This window comes from Solibacillus silvestris (assembly GCF_051967575.1).
GTDB classification, from domain to species: domain Bacteria; phylum Bacillota; class Bacilli; order Bacillales_A; family Planococcaceae; genus Solibacillus; species Solibacillus silvestris_B.
Genome location: NZ_JBQCJW010000002.1, coordinates 1 through 22,305, shown reverse-complemented (window position 1 = coordinate 22,305; position 22,305 = coordinate 1). Strand labels below are relative to the sequence as shown.

General features: G+C 40.6%; 23 protein-coding genes. 21 read left to right on the top strand and 2 right to left on the bottom strand.

Annotation, left to right across the window (positions count from 1 at the left end; genetic code table 11):
• The first annotated feature begins 76 nt into the window (after positions 1–76).
• The 9 genes from aroA to ACTHOQ_RS01290 all read left to right on the top strand — a co-directional run bounded on the left by aroA (position 77) and on the right by ACTHOQ_RS01290 (position 7,561).
• On the top strand, positions 77–1,366 hold the full coding sequence (aroA, locus tag ACTHOQ_RS01330; RefSeq protein ID WP_440493866.1) for a 3-phosphoshikimate 1-carboxyvinyltransferase: 1,290 nt from the start codon (positions 77–79) through the stop codon (positions 1,364–1,366).
• 165 nt (positions 1,367–1,531) lie between these two features.
• Entirely contained in the window at positions 1,532–2,776 is a 1,245-nt protein-coding gene (locus tag ACTHOQ_RS01325) for a tetratricopeptide repeat protein (RefSeq protein ID WP_440493865.1), read from the top strand.
• Positions 2,777–2,791: 15 nt separating this feature from the next.
• Entirely contained in the window at positions 2,792–3,340 is a 549-nt protein-coding gene (locus ACTHOQ_RS01320; RefSeq protein WP_440493864.1) for a ReoY family proteolytic degradation factor, read from the top strand.
• 75 nt (positions 3,341–3,415) lie between these two features.
• Entirely contained in the window at positions 3,416–3,859 is a 444-nt protein-coding gene (locus ACTHOQ_RS01315; protein WP_440493863.1) for a YpiF family protein, read from the top strand.
• Positions 3,860–4,024: 165 nt separating this feature from the next.
• A complete protein-coding gene (locus tag ACTHOQ_RS01310) occupies positions 4,025–4,531 on the top strand; it encodes a QcrA and Rieske domain-containing protein (RefSeq protein ID WP_440493862.1) in 507 nt (168 codons plus the stop codon).
• Positions 4,532–4,553: 22 nt separating this feature from the next.
• Positions 4,554–5,228, top strand: coding sequence for a menaquinol-cytochrome c reductase cytochrome b subunit (qcrB, locus tag ACTHOQ_RS01305; protein WP_339175884.1), 675 nt, complete (start codon positions 4,554–4,556; stop codon positions 5,226–5,228).
• Between the two features lie 39 nt (positions 5,229–5,267).
• Positions 5,268–6,062, top strand: a complete 795-nt coding sequence (locus ACTHOQ_RS01300; protein WP_440493861.1) for a c-type cytochrome — start codon at positions 5,268–5,270, stop codon at positions 6,060–6,062.
• A gap of 167 nt (positions 6,063–6,229) precedes the next feature.
• The gene (gene lhaT / locus ACTHOQ_RS01295) at positions 6,230–6,829 is read left to right on the top strand and encodes a lipoprotein heptaprenylglyceryl N-acetyltransferase LhaT (RefSeq protein WP_440493860.1); all 600 of its coding nucleotides are present in this window, start codon (positions 6,230–6,232) and stop codon (positions 6,827–6,829) included.
• Positions 6,830–6,880: 51 nt separating this feature from the next.
• Positions 6,881–7,561 (top strand): zinc metallopeptidase, encoded by a 681-nt coding sequence (locus ACTHOQ_RS01290; RefSeq protein ID WP_440493859.1) that lies wholly within the window; start codon positions 6,881–6,883, stop codon positions 7,559–7,561.
• A gap of 44 nt (positions 7,562–7,605) precedes the next feature.
• On the opposite strand, the gene ACTHOQ_RS01285 is transcribed toward ACTHOQ_RS01290, so the two are convergent.
• The gene (locus ACTHOQ_RS01285) at positions 7,606–8,472 is read right to left on the bottom strand and encodes a YitT family protein (RefSeq protein WP_440493858.1); all 867 of its coding nucleotides are present in this window, start codon (positions 8,470–8,472) and stop codon (positions 7,606–7,608) included.
• Between the two features lie 202 nt (positions 8,473–8,674).
• Between ACTHOQ_RS01285 and dapB the strand changes: the two genes are divergently transcribed.
• The 12 genes from dapB (at position 8,675) to ACTHOQ_RS01225 (ending at position 20,670) form a co-directional block, all read left to right on the top strand.
• Positions 8,675–9,472, top strand: coding sequence for a 4-hydroxy-tetrahydrodipicolinate reductase (gene dapB / locus ACTHOQ_RS01280; protein ID WP_440493857.1), 798 nt, complete (start codon positions 8,675–8,677; stop codon positions 9,470–9,472).
• A gap of 16 nt (positions 9,473–9,488) precedes the next feature.
• Positions 9,489–9,893: a methylglyoxal synthase gene (gene mgsA, locus ACTHOQ_RS01275; RefSeq protein WP_440493856.1), complete on the top strand. Its 405-nt coding sequence runs from the start codon at positions 9,489–9,491 to the stop codon at positions 9,891–9,893.
• A gap of 39 nt (positions 9,894–9,932) precedes the next feature.
• Positions 9,933–11,105, top strand: coding sequence for an N-acetyl-alpha-D-glucosaminyl L-malate synthase BshA (gene bshA / locus ACTHOQ_RS01270; RefSeq protein ID WP_440493855.1), 1,173 nt, complete (start codon positions 9,933–9,935; stop codon positions 11,103–11,105).
• Positions 11,065–12,234, top strand: a complete 1,170-nt coding sequence (locus ACTHOQ_RS01265; RefSeq protein WP_440493854.1) for a CCA tRNA nucleotidyltransferase — start codon at positions 11,065–11,067, stop codon at positions 12,232–12,234. The genes bshA and ACTHOQ_RS01265 overlap by 41 nt, the downstream gene beginning before the upstream one ends.
• Complete coding sequence (locus tag ACTHOQ_RS01260) at positions 12,212–13,195, top strand: biotin--[acetyl-CoA-carboxylase] ligase (RefSeq protein WP_440493853.1); 984 nt, start codon at positions 12,212–12,214, stop codon at positions 13,193–13,195. The genes ACTHOQ_RS01265 and ACTHOQ_RS01260 overlap by 23 nt, the downstream gene beginning before the upstream one ends.
• A 435-nt stretch (positions 13,196–13,630) precedes the next feature.
• Complete coding sequence (gene panB / locus ACTHOQ_RS01255; protein WP_440493852.1) at positions 13,631–14,467, top strand: 3-methyl-2-oxobutanoate hydroxymethyltransferase; 837 nt, start codon at positions 13,631–13,633, stop codon at positions 14,465–14,467.
• Positions 14,467–15,330, top strand: coding sequence for a pantoate--beta-alanine ligase (gene panC, locus ACTHOQ_RS01250; protein WP_440493851.1), 864 nt, complete (start codon positions 14,467–14,469; stop codon positions 15,328–15,330). The genes panB and panC overlap by 1 nt, the downstream gene beginning before the upstream one ends.
• Positions 15,323–15,706 carry an aspartate 1-decarboxylase gene (panD, locus tag ACTHOQ_RS01245; RefSeq protein WP_440493850.1) on the top strand — a complete coding sequence of 128 codons (384 nt, stop codon included), beginning with the start codon at positions 15,323–15,325 and terminating at the stop codon, positions 15,704–15,706. The genes panC and panD overlap by 8 nt, the downstream gene beginning before the upstream one ends.
• 189 nt (positions 15,707–15,895) lie before the next feature.
• Positions 15,896–16,465 carry a 3D domain-containing protein gene (locus ACTHOQ_RS01240; RefSeq protein WP_440493849.1) on the top strand — a complete coding sequence of 190 codons (570 nt, stop codon included), beginning with the start codon at positions 15,896–15,898 and terminating at the stop codon, positions 16,463–16,465.
• A 184-nt stretch (positions 16,466–16,649) separates the two neighbouring features.
• A complete protein-coding gene (locus ACTHOQ_RS01235) occupies positions 16,650–18,653 on the top strand; it encodes a methyl-accepting chemotaxis protein (protein ID WP_440493848.1) in 2,004 nt (667 codons plus the stop codon).
• 230 nt (positions 18,654–18,883) lie between these two features.
• Positions 18,884–20,218 (top strand): dihydrolipoyl dehydrogenase, encoded by a 1,335-nt coding sequence (lpdA, locus tag ACTHOQ_RS01230; RefSeq protein ID WP_440493847.1) that lies wholly within the window; start codon positions 18,884–18,886, stop codon positions 20,216–20,218.
• Positions 20,219–20,331: 113 nt separating this feature from the next.
• Positions 20,332–20,670, top strand: a complete 339-nt coding sequence (locus tag ACTHOQ_RS01225; RefSeq protein ID WP_440493846.1) for a transketolase — start codon at positions 20,332–20,334, stop codon at positions 20,668–20,670.
• 812 nt (positions 20,671–21,482) lie between these two features.
• On the opposite strand, the gene ACTHOQ_RS01220 is transcribed toward ACTHOQ_RS01225, so the two are convergent.
• Positions 21,483–22,106 (bottom strand): hypothetical protein, encoded by a 624-nt coding sequence (locus ACTHOQ_RS01220; protein WP_440493845.1) that lies wholly within the window; start codon positions 22,104–22,106, stop codon positions 21,483–21,485.
• Between the last annotated feature and the right edge of the window lie 199 nt (positions 22,107–22,305).

Genomic DNA, 22,305 nt, shown 5'->3' with positions numbered 1-22,305 from the left:
AATATAAAAACCGGATGCAAATTTGCCTATATGTGCTTGATCAAGGCGAGATGTGTTTTTCTAAGGGGGAAGTCGTATGAGTTCAACAACATTACAATACAAACAACCATCATTACAAGGCGATATTACGGTACCTGGCGACAAATCGGTTTCGCATCGCTCTATTATGTTCGGGTCAATCGCAAAAGGAAAGACGACTGTCAGCGGATTTCTATTAGGGGAAGACTGTTTAAACACAATTGACTGCTTTAGAAAACTCGGCGTTGACATTGAGGTTGATGGCACAAACGTAACGATTAACAGCCCTGGTATAGATCAATGGACAGAACCGGCAGAAGTGCTGTATACAGGGAATTCCGGTACAACGACGCGTTTAATGCTCGGGATTTTGTCCGGGACGAATTTACATACGATTATGACCGGAGATGCGTCTATCGGTAAGCGCCCGATGCGTCGCGTCGCAGATCCTCTACGATTGATGGGGGCGCAAATTGCCGGCCGCGATAATGGGCAGTACACACCGTTGGCAATTCAGGGCGGTCGATTAAACGCGATTGATTACACAATGCCTGTCGCGAGTGCACAAGTGAAGTCGGCCATTTTATTGGCGGGCATACGTGCAGAAGGGACAACAATTGTACGCGAACACGAAGTATCGCGCGATCATACAGAGCGCATGCTGCATCAATTCGGCGCCAATGTGACTGTGGATAACGGTGTCGTGACACTTGAAGGCGGTCAGCAGCTGACAGGCACACATGTCAACGTGCCAGGCGATATTTCTTCGGCGGCTTTCTTCTTAGTTGCAGGCGCGCTGACTGCAGGCAGCCGAATTGTTCTGAACAATGTAGGCATTAATGAAACGCGTAACGGCATTATTGAAGTGCTCCAGAATATGGGTGCAAACATGAGCATTGCATCAAATGGCGAAAACACAGCAGAGCCTACTGCAACGATTACGATTGAAACGTCACATCTTACAGCGACTGTAGTGGAAGGTGCGATTATTCCAAGATTGATCGATGAAATCCCGGTTATCGCCTTACTTGCCACTCAGGCTGCAGGAAAAACAATCATTAAAGATGCGGAAGAGCTAAAAGTAAAAGAAACGAACCGAATTGATGCAGTTGTAAATGAACTGAAGAAGCTTGGCGCGAATATAGAAGCCACAGAAGATGGGATGATCATTGAAGGTCCGACACCATTGCACGGTGCAAGCCTGAAAACATATGGGGATCATCGAATAGGCATGATGGGGGCAATTGCCGCATTAATTGCTGAAGGTGAAGTGACACTCGATGACGCTGACTGTATTGCGGTATCTTACCCGACGTTTTTTGAGCATATAAATAATATATTGAAATAATAGTGGTGGAGGTGTAGAGAGGATTACTCTTTACATCTCTTTTTCCATTAAGCGAAAAATCCAGGACATATGTTTTTTATTAAACATTTCGTTTCTTTTCCTTGTGATGCAAAGCGTTGTCATGTAGCATAATATTGATAACAAAAGAAAAAAGGTGAACGACTTATGGAACAATTGCTACAAGCAGTGCAAGAAGGCGACTTGCAACAAATTAATGCGCTTCTTGAATCGTTTTTAACGGATGCCGAGCCGGCAGCGCAATATGAGATTGCAGAGGCCCTTATGCATTACGGGTTTTTAAATGAGGCGGACAGGGTATTTGAGCATTTACAATTTTTATTTCCTGAAGAAGCGCAAATTTCGATTGACCGGGCAAGCGTGCTGATTGAGCTCGGGGAAGAAGATGATGCACTCGATTTGTTAATGGGCATTGCAAGCGATGTACCTGAGTATCCGCAAGCACTTTTAATATTAGCAGATTATTATCAAATGCAAGGATTGTTTGAAGTAGCGGAGCAACGCATAAATGAGGCATTGCAAATTTTGCCGCATGAGCCGTTATTGCAATTTGCAAAAGCAGAATTATTATTCGAAACAGGGCGTTTTTCGGAAGCGGCCCGTATATACGAGGAACTTTATACAATTGAAAAAAAGTTTGCTGGAATAATATTAGCACAGCGCCTTGCTGAAGTTTACCGGGCTGGTGCAGCCTATGAAAGAGCACTTGACTATTATATGGAAGCATTGGAAGAGGAAGTGACCGCGGATTTATTATTCGGTTCTGGCTATGCCGCATTCCAAACAGAAAAATATGAGCTTGCTATTAAACAATTGGAAGATTTAAAGGAACTGGATCCTGATTATTTCTCGGCCTATTTGCTGTTAGCTGAAAGTTATGCGATGCTGGAAAATAATAAACGGGCATTAAGTGTTATAAAAGAAGGTTTAAAACGTGATGAATACGATAAGTCACTCTATTTATTCGCAGGGAAAATGGCGTTGAAAAATAGTAGACAGCACGAAGCGATTGAATTTTTAAGTGAAGCAATTGCTTTGGATCCCGAGTATATGGAAGCGATTTTAATATTGATGTCGGTTTACAGTGCAGAACAACGCTTTGAAGAAATTATTGCGCTATATGAACAATTACAGCAAAATGAATTTGAATGGTCTGCGTTATACCCATTTGCAGCTAATGCTTACAATGAAGAAGAACAGTTTCAAAAAGCATACGAAATTTACAAAGAGGCATATAATGATTTTAACGATGATATTGAATTTTTAGAAAAATATTGCCTATTTTTAGTTGAGGATGGCAAGCGTGACGAGGCAAAACAAATTGCCCAACGACTTGTACGATTACAACCTTCTGAACAGCAATGGACTGATTTATTAGAGCGCTTTGAGTAAAAGGAGGATTGCATGTTGACCTATTCCGTACCACTGAATGATAAAAGATTATTCATCAGATGGTTTTTAAAAAATTTTCAGTTAAAAAGACGTGAAGGGGTATGGATTTTAAATTATTTGCTAAGCAATGACGATTTGTTGGAAAATGTTCACTTTGTTGATGAAGCACATTATTGCCCGCGCTCGATTGTTATGTCGACAATCGAGACAACAAGTATTCCTTTCCGGTTCTATAAAGAAAATATTATGACATCGGATGCAGAAAAAGCATTTCATGATTTGCGTATTAATGCACATGAATCCATCTATTTTCAGCTGAATTTTCCAAGCATTCCGCCAGATCCGTTATATTTGGCGGTTTTGGAGGAAAATCCGTATATACCAAAAGATATATTCATAAGCGAAAAAGACCGTCTCGCAGCACAGCGATTGCTGGAAAACAGTGTATTAGAGTTTCAGGAGCAGCAATTATTAAAGGAAATTGACAATGCACTGGACGCGGGAGATAAAGATCGCTTTTTCGAATTATCCAATTTATTGCAAGCGTTAAAATATTCGAAGTAATTTAAAGTGGGTTTTGAGCAAAAAATTACTTTTTTCCTAATTATTGTAGTTTCAAATGTCCTAGGAGGAATGAAGATGAACTTTAAAGTAAATGATGTAGAACAATTCCAAGCACAGAAGCAGTTTATTGATACTGCGATTGTTCCGCTTGTTCAACTGGATTTTTCAGAGCAAGGGATGAAACAAAGCAGTTCCGCTTCAGAATATTTAATGTCTTTAACGAATTTTATTGAACAGCAGTTTAAAGGGCGTCTTATGCTATTGCCGCCATTTTCCTATACTGTCCAAACAAAGTCGGAAGCATTACCGTCGGCGCTTGAACAAGAATTAAAGGAAGCGGGCTTTAAATCTGTTGTTTTTATTACATGTGATCACAGTTGGACTGAGCATAAGCAATTATTGAATATCATTTGGTTGCCTGCAATTCCCCTTGAATCGATGGATAAAACGGTTAAACAGCGAATTTTGGAAGATCAGTTAAAACAAGTTATTCCAGGTTTAACAAATGTTTGGATATAACATACGACGTTAGATTCATTAAATGTTCACAAACTACACAAATGGAAATGAATGCTATATTGACCAACTTATTCAGTTGATATATCATAGATATGTCCTAGTTATTTACTATTTTTAAAAGTATATGTCCGTTGGACTGACCTTTTAGTAAGAGGGGGGAAAAGGATGAGTAAGAATCGAGTTACAAGACGTCAATTTTTAACGTATTCAATTACAGGCGTAGGTGGATTTATGGCAGCTGGTATGTTAATGCCGATGGTGCGTTTTGCTATCGACCCAATTCTTCAAACGAAGGAAGAAGGGGAATTCGTACAAACGAGCCAAAAAGCTGCTGAAATTACAGAGGTACCGGTTAAAGTTGACTTCTCGTATGAACAAACGGATGGTTGGTACAAATCGGAAGTTGCGGATGCAGCTTGGGTTTACAAAGAAGGTGACCAAATTATCGCAATATCACCTGTATGTAAGCATTTAGGTTGTACAGTAAACTGGGCTAGCAATCCAGACCACCCAGATCAGTTCTTCTGTGCATGTCACGCGGGACGTTATGAGAAAACAGGTGTAAACGTAAAAGGGACACCGCCACTTGGTCCACTTGATATGTTTGAGGTGGCAGAAAATGATGGCTTCTTGATGCTTGGGAAAAAAATCGCAAACACACACAGTAACTAAATAAGTTAGGGGGTACGACACAGTGCTAAATAAAATTTATGATTGGGTCGATGAACGTTTAGATATTACTCCTATTTGGCGTGATATTGCCGACCACGAAGTGCCAGAGCACGTTAACCCTGCCCATCACTTTTCAGCATTCGTTTACTGTTTCGGGGGATTAACTTTCTTCATCACAGTAATTCAAATTCTATCAGGTATGTTCTTGACAATGTACTACGTACCAGACGTAGAAAATGCTTGGAAATCAGTTTATTATTTACAAAACGAAGTAGCATTCGGTGAAATCGTTCGTGGTATGCACCATTGGGGGGCGTCTTTAGTAATCGTTATGATGTTCTTACATACACTTCGTGTATTCTTCACAGGTTCTTATAAAAAACCTCGTGAATTAAACTGGTTAGTTGGTGTAGGTATTTTTGCAATTATGTTAGGTTTAGGTTTCACAGGTTATTTATTGCCATGGGATATGAAAGCATTATTCGCAACTAAAGTAGGTATTGAAATTGCTGCATCTGTTCCGTTTTTAGGCGAAACGATAAAAGTATTATTAGCTGGAGACTCAACGATTATTGGTGCGCAAACTTTAACTCGTTTCTTTGCTATTCATGTATTCTTCTTACCAGCAGCATTATTTGCTTTATTGGCAGTTCACTTTATTATGATCCGCCGCCAAGGTATTTCAGGACCTCTATGATCTGAAACTAATTGTACTACTTTTTAAGGAGGGGACACTATGCAACGCGGAAAAGGTATGAAGTTCGTAGGTGATTCACGTGTAAAAGCGAATAACCGTATGCCGAACGTGCCGAAAGATTATACCGAGTATCCAGGGAAAACAGAAGCTTTCTGGCCTGACTTTCTATTAAAAGAATGGATGGTTGGAGCGGTTTTCCTAATCGGTTATTTACTATTAACTGTCGCACATCCTTCACCACTTGAAGGTCCGGCAGATCCAACAAATGCATCTTATATTCCGTTACCGGACTGGTACTTCCTATCGATGTACCAATTATTAAAATACTCATATGCATCTGGTCCATATAACGTAATTGGAGCGATGGTAATTCCAGGTATCGCATTTGGTGCTTTGGCATTGGCGCCTTTCTTGGATACAACGCCTGAACGTCGCCCATCAAAACGTCCGTTACCAACAGCATTCATGTTGTTGGCAGTAGCAGCACTTATTTATACAACTTGGGAATCAGTTGATGCGACTAACTGGGAAGCGGTTAAAGCACAAGGTGAAATTACTGATAAACATTTAGGGTTATTACCGGATGTTGAGGTTGATGAAACTTCTGAAGGCTATGAAATTTACCAAGCTCAGGCTTCATGTATCGGATGTCACGGCGGAGACTTAGCTGGTGTATCTGGACCTATGCTTTTAGGCAATGAATTAACAGCCGAAGAAGTACAAGAAGTAATCGTAAATGGCCGCGGCGGTATGCCAGGTGGAGCATTTACAGGTACTGAAGAAGAGCTTCAAGTTTTAGCTGAATTTATCGCAGGATTAAAGGAAGCAGAATAATCATTTTTAACTTAAAGAGGGTCAGAATGCTGACTCTCTTTTTCTATAGAAATTTTTTGCTTCTCTTACTAAGCGCGTATATAATAAAAGACGTGCATCTTTTATGAAAGTTGCACAAAATACATATGATATGAAAAGAATTTCGACTAGGAAAAGAAGGAGAACAAATGAGAGCATACGTCATGCAATTTTGGTATTTGATGAACCAGCGCGCATTTTTAAGTTTATTGCTTATTATTAATTTGCTCGGAACGATTTACGGTTATTATTGGTATAAAGGACAGCTTGCAGTAACAGAGCCGATTTATTATATTTTTGTCCCGGATTCACCGACTGCGAGCTTATTTTTCTGCTTCGCTATTATTGGTTGGCTTTTCGGGAAAAATTATAAATTGATGGAAGTGCTTGCACTCGTTACATTAATCAAATATGGTCTATGGGCAGTTGTAATGAATCTCCTTACATTGGCAGAAACGGGTGAACTAGGGGCGGCAGGCTGGATGTTGGTCGCTTCGCATTTTTTAATGGCAGTACAAGCAGTTCTTTATTTACCAAAATATCGATTTAAAATGTGGCACGTGATGGTTGCTGCTATTTGGACGCTGCATAATGACATTATCGATTATTTGTTTGGCCAAATGCCATTTTACCGTGTGATTTATCAATATCCAAGCGAGATTGGATATTTCACATTTTGGCTTTCGATTGCATGTATATTGCTCGCTTTTTTGGAAAGCCGCAAGCGCGAATATTTGCAACAGCAGTAGAAAGTCTTTAGAATTAAAGAGAATTGAAAGATATAGAAAGGAAGTACGATAATGGGAATGTATATCGTTTATTTTATCATCATTATGCTATTACCGTTGTATGCGCAAATGAAGGTGAAAAGTACGTACAAAAAGTTCGCTAAAGTTTCAGCTGAAAAAGGGATGACGGGTGCACAAGTGGCACGTTACATTTTAGATCAGCATGGTTTGACAGATGTACGTGTCGTGCCAACACAAGGTTATTTAGCTGATCACTATAATCCTGCAACTAAAACTGTTGCATTATCTGAAGACAACTATTACAATTCTTCGATCGCTGGTACAGCTGTAGCGGCGCACGAAGTCGGTCATGCGATGCAGCATGCGGATGCCTATTCATTTTTAACATTACGTTCAAAACTGGTCCCGGTTGCTAATATTTCATCAAATATGTCATGGATTTTCGTGCTGATTGGTATATTCGCTTCATCAACAGGCTTTTTAGCTTTAGGTATTGTTTTATTGGCAGCAGGTGTTGTATTCCAATTAGTAACATTGCCAGTGGAGTTTGATGCGTCGAAACGGGCGATGAATGAAGTCGTTTCCTTAGGCATCATTAATAATGGAGAAGAGCGTTCTGCGCGCAAAGTGCTGAATGCGGCGGCGATGACATATGTTGCGGCAGCGGCTGTAGCGGTTATGGAGCTATTGCGTCTCATCTTGATTTATACAGGCATGAGTTCCGACGATTGATTTTCAAAAAGTGTTAGGTAAATTCAGTTTACCTAACACTTTTTTTAATTTATTGGCTGCTTTTTATCATCTAATGTAAAGCCTTCACCCGCAACATCGCGAACGTCCATTATCGAGACGAATGCATGCGGGTCAATCCCATGGACAATGTTTTTTAAACGGACGATTTCATTTCGCGCCACAACACAGTAGAGTACATTCCGGTGCTCTTTCGTAAAATGGCCGTGTCCATCGAATATCGTGACGCCACGATCCATTTTTTCCGAAATCAAATCAGCTATTTCATCGGATTGAAGCGAAATGATAAAGGCGCCCTTTGCCGAATAAGCACCTTCTTGCACGAAATCGATGACACGACCGCCAATATAGACGGCGACCAATGTATACATCATAGAGCGAGCATCTAAAAACGTCAGCCATGAAAGGATAATGACGAAAAAATCAAAACCGAACATCGTTTTGCCCATGCTCCAGCCGAGATATTTATTCGCGAGCCGCGCTAAAATATCTACCCCGCCGGTCGTGCCGCCAAAACGGAATACAATGCCCAAGCCGATCCCAACAAATACACCGGCAAATAGAGATACGAGGAATAGGTCATCCTGTAAGTTCATATCGACTTCGTATATTTGGAATATTTTTAAGAAAACGGATACGCCAATCGTACCGATAATTGTATAGATGAATGATTTTCTACCTAGTAAACGCCACCCAAGTATGAACATTGGAATATTTAAGAGTAAATTCATTAATGCTGGGTCCCAATTTAGTGTAAAATATAAAATAAGTGTAATACCACTAAATCCACCTTCACCGAGTTGGTTCTGCATATTGAAGTGCACAAACCCAAAACTGAAGAGAGCTGTACCGATGAGGATCCCGATGATGTTTTTTATTTTAATACCTTGCATAGTAATCCTCCTGACATGTGATGTGTAAGAAAATGTTTATTAAAGTAGAAAAAAGGCTACAACGTTTATTATGTTTGATTTTAATGGATTTGACAACAGAGTCAATAAAGTTGAATTATGTGGAGTTTTTTTATAGTCCTATTACGATTATGGGCAAAATAAAATAAAATATTGCAGTTTTAAGAATAAAGGAGTTTATGTTATGACTATCAGAGTAGCGATTGCCGGAGCACGAGGCAAAATGGGAATGGAAGCAGTACATACTATTATGAAAAACGAATCGATGGAGCTTGTTGCAGCATTGGATTATAAAGAAGTCGGCACAACACTTGCGGCATTGGATGAATTCCCCAACGATTATGAAATTCCAATTTATATAAATTTTAGCGAGCTTGTACAACACACAAAACCGGATGTGCTTGTTGATTTAACGAATCCGCATTGTGTCTATGAACGGACAAAAGAAGCGTTATTACATAATGTGAGACCTGTTGTTGGCACGACAGGCTTTACAGATGAACAGCTTGAAGAATTGCAGCAATTGGCAAAAGAGAAGCAATTGGGCTGTATTATCGCACCGAACTTTGCCATTGGTGCCATATTGATGATGAAGTTTGCGAAAGATGCGGTGAAATATTTCCCCGATGTAGAAATTATTGAGATGCACCATGATCAAAAGCTTGATGCGCCGTCGGGTACAGGTATTAAAACAGCGCAGCTAATCAGCCAAGCGCGGGGGGCGAAAGAACAAGGACATCCAAATGAAAAAGAAACACATACTGGTGCAAGAGGCGCGGACTTTGAAGGGATGCGCATTCATTCGGTGAGACTTCCAGGTTTAGTCGCCCATCAACAAGTATTATTTGGGGGGACAGGGGAGCTATTAACAATTCGTCATGATTCTTTAAATCGCAGCAGTTTCATGGGCGGTGTTGTATTTAGTATTGAAAAAGTCATGAAAAGTAATACATTAATATACGGTTTAGAGAACATCCTTTAGAAATGAGTTGAAATTTATGAAAATTGCGTTAATAGCACATGATCGGAAAAAGGATAATCTGATTCAGTTTGCGATTGCATATCGAGCTATTTTGGAAGAGCATGATTTATATGCTACAGGAACGACTGGTACAATGATTGAAGCTGAAACAGGGCTTTCCATTACAAAATTCAGATCTGGCCCATTAGGCGGAGATCAGCAAATTGGGGCGATGATTGCCAATAATGACATGGATATGGTTTTTTTCTTCCGTGATCCTTTAACAGCCCAGCCGCATGAACCAGACGTTATGGCGTTGGTGAGATTATGCGATTTATATCATATCCCGCTTGCGACAAATATGGGGACAGCGGAAATTTTGCTGAAGGGATTACAAGAAGGCTTTGTTGATTGGCGCATTTTGGAGCAACGCAGGCAATAAAGAATAATTAATTGTACTTTTGAAAGGATGGGGAGACGAATGAAAAAATTAAAAATTGGTATTACATGTTATCCGACAGTTGGAGGTTCAGGAGTTATTGCAACAGAACTGGGGAAAATGTTGGCAGAACGAGGACATGAAATTCACTTCATTACATCGAGTGTACCATTTCGACTTAATAAAATTTATCCAAACGTCTTTTTCCATGAAGTTGAAGTTAATAATTATTCGGTATTTCAATATCCACCATACGATATTGCTTTAGCTAGTAAGATGGCGGATGTTGTGAAAGAGGAGAAGCTGGATATATTGCATGTGCATTACGCGATTCCACATGCTGTATGCGCTGTATTGGCCCGCCATATGAGCGGCGAGGATTTCGGTATTGTCACAACATTGCATGGTACGGATATTTCTGTTTTAGGCGAAGATTCGACATTGGCCCAGGCGATTAAATATGGGATTGATTGTTCGGATGCGGTTACAGCGGTCTCGGAATCATTGAAACAGCAAACTTATGATTTGATAGATACGAAAGTGCCGATTGATACGATTTACAATTTTGTGGACGACAATGTATTTAAGCCGGTTGACCCAGGCAATTTAAAAGAGCAATTCGGTATTTTGCCGCATGAAAAAGTACTGATCCACATTTCGAATTTCCGGAAAATCAAGAACTTGCCCGATATTGTTAATTCATTTATGAAAATTCGCGAACAGTTGCCTGCCAAATTATTGCTGGTCGGAGATGGACCGGAAAAACAGCGCGTTATGGATATTGTAAAAGCTTCACCATATAAAAAAGATGTACTATTCCTAGGTAAGCAAGAAAATATTACCGAGCTATTCGCAATTAGTGATTTAAAGTTATTGCTATCTGAAAAGGAATCTTTTGGACTAGTCTTACTAGAAGCGATGGCTTGCGGCGTCCCGGGAATCGGCACAGCAATCGGAGGGATTCCGGAAGTGATCGATCACGGTGTAAACGGCTATTTAGTGGAGCTTGGTGATACGCAGGCAGTTGCGGATTATGCAGTCGAGTTGCTGCAGGACGAGGAAAAACACGCTTCTTTCCGACAGGCGGCATTACAAGCAGTCCGTGAACAATTCCATGAATCAAAAATGATTGAGCAATATGAACGACTATATGAAAGAGTGGCGGAAAAAAAGAATGATTCCAAAACAGTGGCAAGCAGCGAAGGAAGTCATTAATAAGATAGAACAAGCCGGTTTTGAAGCATTTATCGTCGGGGGGGCAGTAAGGGATTATTATTTGAAAAAGGAAAATAATGATGTTGATATTGCCACTAGTGCATTGCCCGAAGAAATCCAGGCCGTTTTTCCTCATACAATTGACATAGGAATCGCTCATGGCACTGTGCTTGTGCTTGATTGCAACGAACCGATCGAAGTGACGACATATCGGACAGAGTCTACTTACAGCGATCATCGCCGCCCTGATAACGTGCAATTTGTCCGTAATTTAAAAGAGGATTTAAAGCGTCGGGATTTTACAATGAATGCGATGGCGCTCAGTAAATCAGGGGAATACATCGACTTTTATAATGGTCGTCAGCATATTGATAGTAAAATAATTTGCGCAGTAGGCGAACCAATTCAACGGTTTGAAGAGGACGCATTACGTATGCTGCGGGCCGTTCGCTTTGCAGCACAACTCCATTTTTCGATAGAGGGCAAAACATTTCAGGCGATACAACAAAAAGCGGCTACGATCACATATATTGCGATGGAACGGATTCAAGTGGAGCTATCAAAAATTTTCATATCCAATCATGTCCGGCTTGGAATCGAATATATGGAAAATACAACATTAGGCCGATACTTGCAAGGCGATTTCAATCAATATAAATGGACGGATTTCTATTCGGAAGATCGCCGAGTCGGCTGGGCTTACTTTTGTCTCGTCAATGAATGCGACCTCTCTTTGCTATCCGCCTATCGTTGTTCGAACAACGATAAGCTGTTTGCGAAAAGTGTTCTGGAAGCATATGAAAGCTTAATAAATGGCATACGGCCTATCGATTTAATGCGTTTTGATTTGTATATATTACAGACAGCCTATCAATTTGCCAAATGGCAAAATCGAATACTTTCATTTTCATATGAAACTTTGGCAGAGCGAAAAGATAACTTGCCGATCCAAAATGCGCAGCAGCTTGCGATATCCGGGAAAGATTTATTGAACTGGTCGTCCAAAAAACGCGGTGCCTGGATTAAAACGACTTTGGATGCAGCGATTCAAGCCGTCGTGAACAATGAAGTCGATAATGATAAACAACAGTTAAAGGAATGGTTTCATGCATTTGACGATGAAGGATGAAATTTTAAAACGGTTTTTAAACGCGGGAGGGGAGCCCATTTCGGGGCAGGTTTTAGCGGATGAGCTTCAAGTTTCAAGAACGGCTATTTGGAAGCATATGCAAACATTGAAGCAAGAAGGCTATGAGTTTGAAACGGTGAAAAAACGGGGGTATAAGCTTTTGTCGGTGCCCGATAAAGTCGATATGGGGCAATTGCAGCAGTTTTTGACGACGAAGCGCTATGGCCGGCAAGTGCATTATTATGAAAGAGTTGAATCGACACAGCTCGTAGCCCATGAGCTTGTAAGGGCGGATGCGCCAGATGGCACAATTGTCATTGCTGAACATCAAACAGCAGGGCGCGGGCGCATGATGCGCGAATGGGATTCATCTGAAGGGAAAGGTATTTGGATGACGCTAATTATCCGCCCTGATATCGCCCCGCATCAAGCACCGCAATTTACACTCGTAACGGCTGTATCGATCGTCCAAGCGATGAAGGCAAGTTTTAAAAACTTCACTCCCGAAATTAAATGGCCGAATGATATTTTGATAAACGGCAAAAAAACGACAGGCATTTTAACTGAAATGGTGGCAGAAGCAGATCGTATACAAGCATTGCTAATCGGAATCGGCATTAATGTGAATCAGAAGCGGGATGATTTCCCTGAACAATTAAAACAGATTGCGACATCAATTTCGATTGAAGAAGGCAAGGGGATTGAGCGCGTGCATTTAGTCGCAAATGTGCTCGATTTTTTGGAGCATTACAGTGATCATTATGTGAAAAACGGTTTTGCATTAATTAAAAAAATATGGGAAGAGTCTTCAGGAACAATTGGAAAACAAGTAAAAGCGACAACTTTGCGAGAAGTAGTTGAAGGACAGGCAATAGGCATTACAGAAAGCGGTGTGCTGGAAATTCGTCAAGCAAATGGCGATATTAAAGGCATTTATTCGGCTGATATCGAATTATTGTAAACCGGCCAGCCCGCTGTTTTTGCATACGGATTTACAATACCCGATAGCGGGCTTCATATTGTTCTGCTGGATAATTTCTTTTTGCAGAAAAAGTGAATTATTCTGTACGTTTTCTTTCAAACTTGTTATAGTAGCTCTAGGACAGTATCTATTAAAGAACTGTACCTGTTTTTAACAGTAAATGATAAAAAAATCTGCTTTGATCTACACAAGACAGAGACGGAAGAAAACACGCGTTGCATTTCGCATCATTTTGCACTTTATTAGTGGACAATAACGTATTAGTTGTTGAAATATCCACGAACAGCTCATTTTTTCGTGTGAAAACTGTTCATCTAAAGTATGAAATATGTTGATTAACGTAAGACACCACCCTTCTGTCTAAATTTAGACAGAAGGGTATTTTTGTTTTCTTTCCACTTGAGGAGGAATAACATGAAAACAACAGCTCAGTTTTTGAAAATGAAGGAGCAAAACGAAAAAATCGTCATGATTACGGCATATGATTATCCGGGAGCCAAATTTTCCGAAGCGGCAGAAGTCGATATGATTCTAGTTGGTGACTCATTGGGGATGGTCGTCTTGGGCTATGAATCGACAATGCGTGTTACGGTCGATGATATGATTCATCACAGCAAAGCGGTTCGTCGCGGTGCCCCAAATACATTCATCGTTGTCGATATGCCTTTTGCCTCGTATCACGGCGATGTCAATGAAACACTTAAAACAGCTGTGCAAATGATACAGCAAACGAACGCGAACGCACTAAAAGTGGAAGGCGCGGATGAAATTATACCTGTCATAAAAAAGCTGACCGATGCAGGCATTCCGGTTGTGGCGCATTTAGGGCTGCTGCCACAATCTGCAGGCGTTCTCGGCGGCTATAAAGTGCAAGGGAAAACCGCTCAGCAGGCTGAAAAATTAATGGCCGATGCTTTATTAGTCGAACAAGCGGGCGCATGTGCAGTTGTGCTTGAATGTATCCCTCATCAGCTGACTGAAGTCGTATCGCAAAAGTTGAAGATTCCGACGATTGGAATTGGCGCTGGTGTAAACGCGGATGGCCAAGTTTTAGTGTTCCATGATTTATTGCAATACGGAAAGCACCATATTCCGAAATTTGTCGAAGGTTTTGCACAAGTCGGTGACGAAATTGAACGTGGTATCGCCAATTATGCGAAAGCTGTAAAAGCAGGGACGTTCCCGACATTGCAACAAAGCTTTACGATGAAAGAAGATGAATTAAACGAGCTATACGGAGGCGTAAAATAATGAATGTATTGACGACAATTGCCGAAATACGAGATGCCGTGCTTGCAGCAAAAAACAACAGGCAAACAATCGGCCTTGTGCCGACGATGGGCTATTTGCATGAAGGGCATTTAACATTGGCATCGAATGCACGCAAAGAAAATGATGTTGTCATAATGAGCATTTTTGTGAATCCTACACAATTTGGCCCAAATGAAGATTTCGAATCATATCCGCGCGATTTAGCGCGCGATACGGAGCTCGCTGCATCAGCAGGCGTGGATTATATATTTGCTCCGTCTGTGGAAGAGATATATCCACAAGATGGCGGCATCTATATCCGGGCTGGGCGACAAGCGCAAATTTTATGCGGTGCGAGTCGGCCGGGCCATTTTGATGGGGTATTGCAAATCGTGGCAAAGCTCTTTAATTTAGTGCAGCCAGACAGCGCTTACTTCGGTCAAAAGGATGCACAACAAGTGGCGATTATTCAAACGCTGGTGCGCGATTATAACTTCCCGGTAGAGCTGCGGATTATTCCAGTCGTTCGCGAAGAGGACGGTTTGGCAAAATCGAGCCGCAATGTTTATTTAAGCGCGGATGAACGCTGTCAGGCACCCGCCATTCAACAAGCGCTCCAATTGGCAAAACGAGAGCTAATAGAATCACGGAATGTCGAAAAAGCATTAACGCTTGCCACGAAAATTATAGAAGACAATACAGATGGAAAAATCGATTATTTCTCGATTTTATCGTATCCTGACTTGAAAGAAGTAGATGAACATTCAGGGCAAATCGTCTTGGCGGCTGCTGTATATATCGGAAAAACACGTTTAATCGATAATTTAATTTTTTCTTTAAAAGGGGAAGTAGCACATGTTTAGAATGATGATGAATAGTAAAATCCACCGTGCACAAGTAACACAGGCAGATTTGAATTATGTAGGCTCGATTACGATTGATGAGGATATTTTAGACGCGGTTGGCATGCTGGCAAATGAAAAGGTGCATATCGTAAACAATAATAACGGAGCGCGTTTTGAAACATATATCATCGCGGGAGAGCGCGGGTCAGGTGTCATCTGTGTAAATGGCGCAGCAGCACGTCTTGTGCAAAAGGGCGATATTGTCATTATCATTTCGTATGTGTATGTGGACAATAAAGAAATAGCCGATCATAAACCGACTGTTGCCATTATGGGAGACAACAACATAATAAAAGAAATGATCAACTATGAACCAGAAGAGACTGTAATGTAGAATAAGAGTGAAAAGCTGTCTTGAAAATCAACCTTCGAGACAGTTTTTTTATTACAAAATGTTATTATGAGCATAATTTTGTAATTTTTATAATACATTCCTGTAATATATTTGAAATATTCAATGTGTACACTGTACTTAGTTTGTTTTTGTTAAATATTACAAATGGTACAGGGGGAAATAACTAATATGTTTCGGAATAAACTATTATTTAGCCTTGCTTTCATAATTATCACTATCTTATCCTGCTCCAATATTGCTGATGCTGCAACACATACAGTGAAGCAAGGAGAAGAATTGGATGAAATTGCAGAACGTTATGACACGACAGTATACACATTATTGGAATTAAATGAACTTGCCGATATAGAACAAGCATCTGAGGGCTTCGTTTTAAAATTGCCGGACCATATTCAAAATAAAAAAGAAACAGCAGAAAAAAAAGAAACGTTGGATGACTTTGAAGTAGTAAGCACATTGACTGTCGAAGCGAGCGCATTTACGGCATATTGTAAAGGCTGCTCAGGCAAAACAGCATATGGCATTGATTTAAAGAAAGACCCGAACATTAAATTAATCGCTGTAGACCCGAAAGTTATCCCTCTAGGAACAAAAGTATGGGTGGAAGGATACGGCATTGCGGTCGCCGGCGATACAGGCGGCTCCATAAAAGGGAATCGAATTGATGTATTTGTGAAAACGAAGAAAATCGCCTATAATTGGGGACGAAAAAAAGTTGAAATCAAAATATTAAAATAATATATTAACTATCAGCGATTATTATTGTGTAATTGCTGTTTTTTTATTTGTAATCATTAAAAAGCAATATAAAATAGCGGGAAAACGGCATTTCAAATCCTAAATTACTTATAAATAATTTTATTTTCGATAGTATTGTTTTGTATAAAAATGGTATTTATAATAGTTGAAAGGGGGCATTATTATGAGAGAATTAAAATCAATTCGACTCAAATTATCACTTTCAATTATTGGAATACTAGTCGTTGTAATATGTACTTTAATGTATGTTACGTACTCCACAACGAAGGCGACAATTCAGCAGCAATTAGAAGAGAGCTTAGTGATACAAGCGAATAGTATGAAAGATTATGTGGATGAAAAAATGGCGAGAATCATGGCAGATGTTGAAACTATTGCAACCCGACAGGAAATTCAAAATTTAAACAAACCGATTATGGAAAATTACTTAAATCAACAAATTGATAATATAGAAGAATATTTACACTTTGCCATTGTGAATGAAAAAGGACAGGCTGATTTCTTTAATGGAATAATGACAGATGTATCCAACATACCGGCTGTTCAAAGCGCATTGGATGGAAATACAGTCATTTCGGAAATTTTCCGCAGTGATGAAAATGGGGAGCCACTAATGCTTGTCGTCTCTCCAATCGATACAAAAACATCAGGGAAACATGCACTTATTGCTGTTTTGGATGGTTATATGATGGCCAATATTGCGTCCGATGTGAAAGTTGGCGAAACAGGATTCGCGCTTGTGCTGACAGGTGAAGGAACAGTATTGGGCCACCGTAATCTAGAATGGGTGAAGGAATCATTGAATTTTATTGAGCAGGCCGAAAAGAATGGCACAATGATAGAGGAGGCGAATGCTTTGAAATCGACTGTACTGCCTGATGATATGGGCATCGTGCCATATATGTCGTCAAGCGGGGGGCAGCGATATATTGCGTTTGATACGCTAAACAACGGATGGAAAGTCGGTCTTGTCGCAATGGAGGAAGAATTTTTGGCTAGCCTTGACAAAACGCGGAATTTAGTCATTATCGCTTCCATTATTACTTTGCTTATCGCGATGATTTTGACACGTTGGATTGCGCTTTCTATTTCCAAGCCAGTCAATGAAATCAGAAAAGTAAGCGAAGAATATGCTGCAGGGGACTTTACAACAATGCTCAGCGAAAAATATATTCATCGGCAAGATGAAATTGGGCAATTGGCGAAATCGATTCAAATGATGGCAAGCAATACACGTTCTGCTATGAATAATGTGAATGATGGTTCTGTAAAAGTTTCGAATGCAAGCATTGAGATGGGCGACAGCATTGAGAAGATGGAAAATGTGATGAATCAAATCATCCGTGCAATTAATGAAGTTTCAGAAGGTTCCAAGACACAAACTGTCATGGCTTCGGAAAGCGCGCAATCGATGGAGCAAATGTCCCAAGGTATTCAAAATGTCGCTGAATCGGCATCATTAATTGTTGAAAACGTCGATTTTATCCGGCAAAAAATGAGAGAGGGCGAGCAAGCGGTGGCTGATTCGATTAGACAAATGCGCTCTATTCAATCAGGTGCAGAACGTGAACTGCAAATTATCAGCTTATTGGAAAACGAATCCAAAGAAATCGGCTCCATATCAAAAATTATTACAGACATTGCTGATCAAACAAATTTGCTAGCTTTAAATGCATCAATCGAAGCTGCACGTGCCGGAGAAGCAGGAAAAGGTTTTGCAGTTGTAGCAGATGAGGTACGCAAGCTTTCCGAACAAACGGCAAACTCGGCCGCGAAAATCAATGGATTAATCGCCACTGTCCAAGTGTATACGAAGGATGTGCTGGAAGCAGCGAAAGGAAGCTCGGAAAATGTAGGTGAGGGCATTGCAACAATCGGCAATGTAAGTGAACGATTTACGGAAATAGTACAGGCAATTTCAACAATTACCGTGGAAATGGAAGGCTTAAGTGCAGCAGCGGAACAAATGTCTGCCAATACGGAACAAGTATCGGCTGCCGTTGAGGAGATGGCATCAACTGCGCGAAATGCGGACGAACAAGTACAGACGGTCACATTAACAGTGCAACAATTCGGCAGTGCTGTTTCCACCATCAGTGCTGAGTCGGAAAGTCTGGAGCAAATGGCAGAGGAGCTGCAAAAGCAAGTAGATCAATTCAAGTTTTAGCATGAAACAGTTTCAAGCTTGGCCGAGCATGAATTCGGTCAAGCTTTTTTTAGTGTTACATATTGGTTTAAGTAAAGATGCTGAAAGGGAATGGCATATTTTAAATGCTGTGGAACTGGAACTGCAGTTTGTGGTCATCCGCATACGGGACAATAATTTTCGAATGAAAAATGGAAGTGTAGTTGCATTCCGCAAATTGCAGTGCTAATGTGAAAAATGAGGTGGAAAATATGGAAAATTTTGATTTGGCAGTCATTGGTGCAGGACCAGGAGGATATGTAGCTGCGATTCATGCAGCAAAAAGCGGGTTGAAAGTAGCGCTTGTTGAAAAGGATAAAGTAGGTGGCGCTTGTTATAATGTCGGCTGTATTCCTTCAAAAATTATGCTGGAGCATAGTAAATTAGTGCAGGAAATCCGGCGAGGAACCAATTGGGGTGTTACCGTACCTACGATTAATATTGACTTCCCTAAATTAATGCAGCGTAAAGACCGGGTTGTCGAGGAATTATTGATGAATATTGAAACGTTTATTGAAAATGCGCAAATTACGATGTATAGAGGAAAAGCGACAGTGACCGCAGAACGAAAAGTCATTGTCGGCACCGAAACTTTTACGGCAAAACATGTTATTTTGGCAACAGGAAGCCGCCCATTTGTCCCTCCTTTTAAAGGGATTGAAACGGCAAATTACTATACGACAGATACATTTTTCTCGATCGAGCAGCTTCCTGAACAGCTAACGATTATCGGGGGCGGGGTCATTGCAATTGAAATGGCATTTGCTTTAGCGCCTATGGGAACAAAGGTAACCGTATTAAACCATAGTAAAGATATACTGCAAACAGAAGAACCGGATGCCCGTCCGATTATTAAAGAAAAAATGAAGCTGCTGGGAATCGAGCTCATCACGGATTTCACATTTGAAGAAATTCATGAAACCGAAGTGCAAACATCGATCGGGAATTTCCCGTATGAAAATTTGTTGTTTGCGACAGGGCGCCGTCCAAATACCGAAATAGCTGAGGCGCTGGAAATGCAAATGGATGGACGTTTAATAAAAGTGAACAACCACTATGAAACGAGCATTCAGGGCATTTTTGCGATTGGCGACTTAGTTGGGGGCTTCCAGCTTGCACATTCTGCAAGTGCAGAAGGTGTACATGCAGTTGACTATATTTTAGGAAAACATCCAAAAGTGATCAATCAGCAGGAAATTCCGCGCTGTGTATATACACATCCGGAAATTGCGACTTTCGGCATGCTTGAGCATGAAGCGCCTGCGGACAGTATTGTCACAAAAATGTATTTGCCGACAAACCCGAAAGCCCTGCTTGAAGGCAATACACAAGGCTTCATGAAATTTGTGGCGAGCCCTGAAGGGGATATTTACGGGGCATGTGTCGTTGGGGACGGCGCGACCGAAATGATCAACTCAATGCTTGCCGCAAAAGTGCTGGGAGGGTCAGTAAAAGATTTGGCACGCCTCATTTTCCCGCATCCGACCGTAAGTGAGCATGTTGGTGATGCAGCGAGATCTGTTTTTGGCAAGGCGATACACGCATAAAATTTGGCGCTGCGAAGCAATAATCGGCTTCGCAGCTTTTGCAATTCGATTTCTTTTTTATTTTGCCGAATTTTTATATAATGGAGGAGAATAAACCCAATATGAGGTGACATATGGAAATCCGGACAATGGAATTTGTGGAAAAAGAAGTTGAAAACACTTTATATCATTGTATTGATTTAAAAATAGAAGAGGACTATATTGCGATGGGGCAATTATTTGCAAAGGTGCTGGCGCTTTTGCAGCAGTATCGGCTTATTAGTCCGACATTGCAAGTGATTATACAACCTGAACAATGCTTAACCGAAACACGTATTCTACTGGAAAGTTTGCAAGAGGCTCAAAGAAGGCATGTTTCACGTAGAAAGCTGCTAACCCATCGGCAAATTTTGAATGTATGGCTCAGGAAAAATCAGCATTATCAACGGGAAATTTTGCCCGGCTTTTTCTAGTCAGGGAGGTTTTTTACAAAAAAATTAAGTTACTCTGTAAGATAAAGTACAGGTACTTGTATATTATGTCTTATGAAATGGAATTTTTGTTTATCATGTTTCACATTTAATGAAAATGCACATTACTAAATGAAATTTTAGTGGTGTGCTTTTTTAATGTGCCTGGCATGCACAACAGCTCGGTGGTGAAAGTCCGCTACAGGCTTGGCAGTAGGGATTGTTAGCGAAAAGACAAGGGTGTCCATGGTGACGTGGAATCTGAAGGAAGTTGGACGCGAACTCCCGCACTGACGAACAGAAATCAGATAAAAGGTTGACTTGGGCCGGATGAGCTTGCTAAACAAAGTGAAGTCCAATGCTGCCAAAATCCCATACAGTAAATCTGGCAGTTACATGAGAAAAAAGCGGTTATGCTTACCCGGGGAGGTCTCTTGAGGGTTATGCAATTAACAATCTGTTTAGTGATGGCACAAGAAGCATTATAATACCCTGCATCTAATGTGATTTCTCTCGCATATGCTCCAAACAATTCATTTAATTGATCGACTTGTCCAGGTAAGGTTTTATGGCCGGGAACGTTGGCGGCTGTCACGTTTGTTGCAATAATAAAGCCATGAAGCGTATCGACAATCCGATGTTCAAAATACGCTAACTTGCCCCGTTCCACGTGTTTGACAGAAAGCCGGGCATCGGCATCAAATGGACTGAAATTCGTGGGATAATAATCGATTTTAGGCTCAGCTGGTTTTAAAGCTTTTTTTCGTAACGTGTGCGAAAGGCATTAATCGATTCGAGGTCTTCTGATTTCCCCATCATCCGCCATTTATAAATTGCGTCACTTCTGAAATCTTATCGCCGTTCAATAAATGCGACATACCATATATTTCGCCTTCTCCATTATGATTTACCGCAGCGTCAATATCATTCACAATCTGCTTTATATATTCAAATGCTTGACGCATGTTTTTATCAGTCGGGTTCCATTGGTCAGCAAGTTCCGTTGACTCCTTCGCTTCACCGTTAGGACCTAAATGTGCCGTGCGTACAAATTGATTATGTGAAATGTAACTTGATAGAAGAAACAAGTTCGAATGTTCCTTTTCGATTTTATCACTTTCTAGCATCAATTGTTCCGGAAATTCACGAATGACTTCTTGTGCCTTCAAGTAATATTCAAAACCTTCGTCGTTATTGGCTTCTTTCAATTTTGGATTGTCCATTGGTTCAGAAAGCATTGCGTTCATTTTCGAAGCCCACTCCCCCAATTCTGCATTAAATAATACAGGTTCGGTTGCTTCCCCAACGACTCCTACAACGTTATCGTTTTTTGAGTTATCTTCGTTGCTTGTATGTTTGAAACTCACAAATTCACGAATTCCGAATATGGCAGTAATCATAACAACAATAGTCGAACTAAGTAAAAATTTTATTTTCATTCACATACCCCGCTTTCTCTAATAAAGGGAGTATATCCAATAAGTAGTATATTTACAATAACAAGGCTCTTCACCAAAAGTTGGGGATGACAAAACTTCATGCCAAGGCGAGTTGATTGGACTGGAGGGGAGGCGAGTGTTCGTGCTGACGGTTTCACCTTTCGCACTGTAAAAACACCAGCTGACGGCTAGCGCCTTT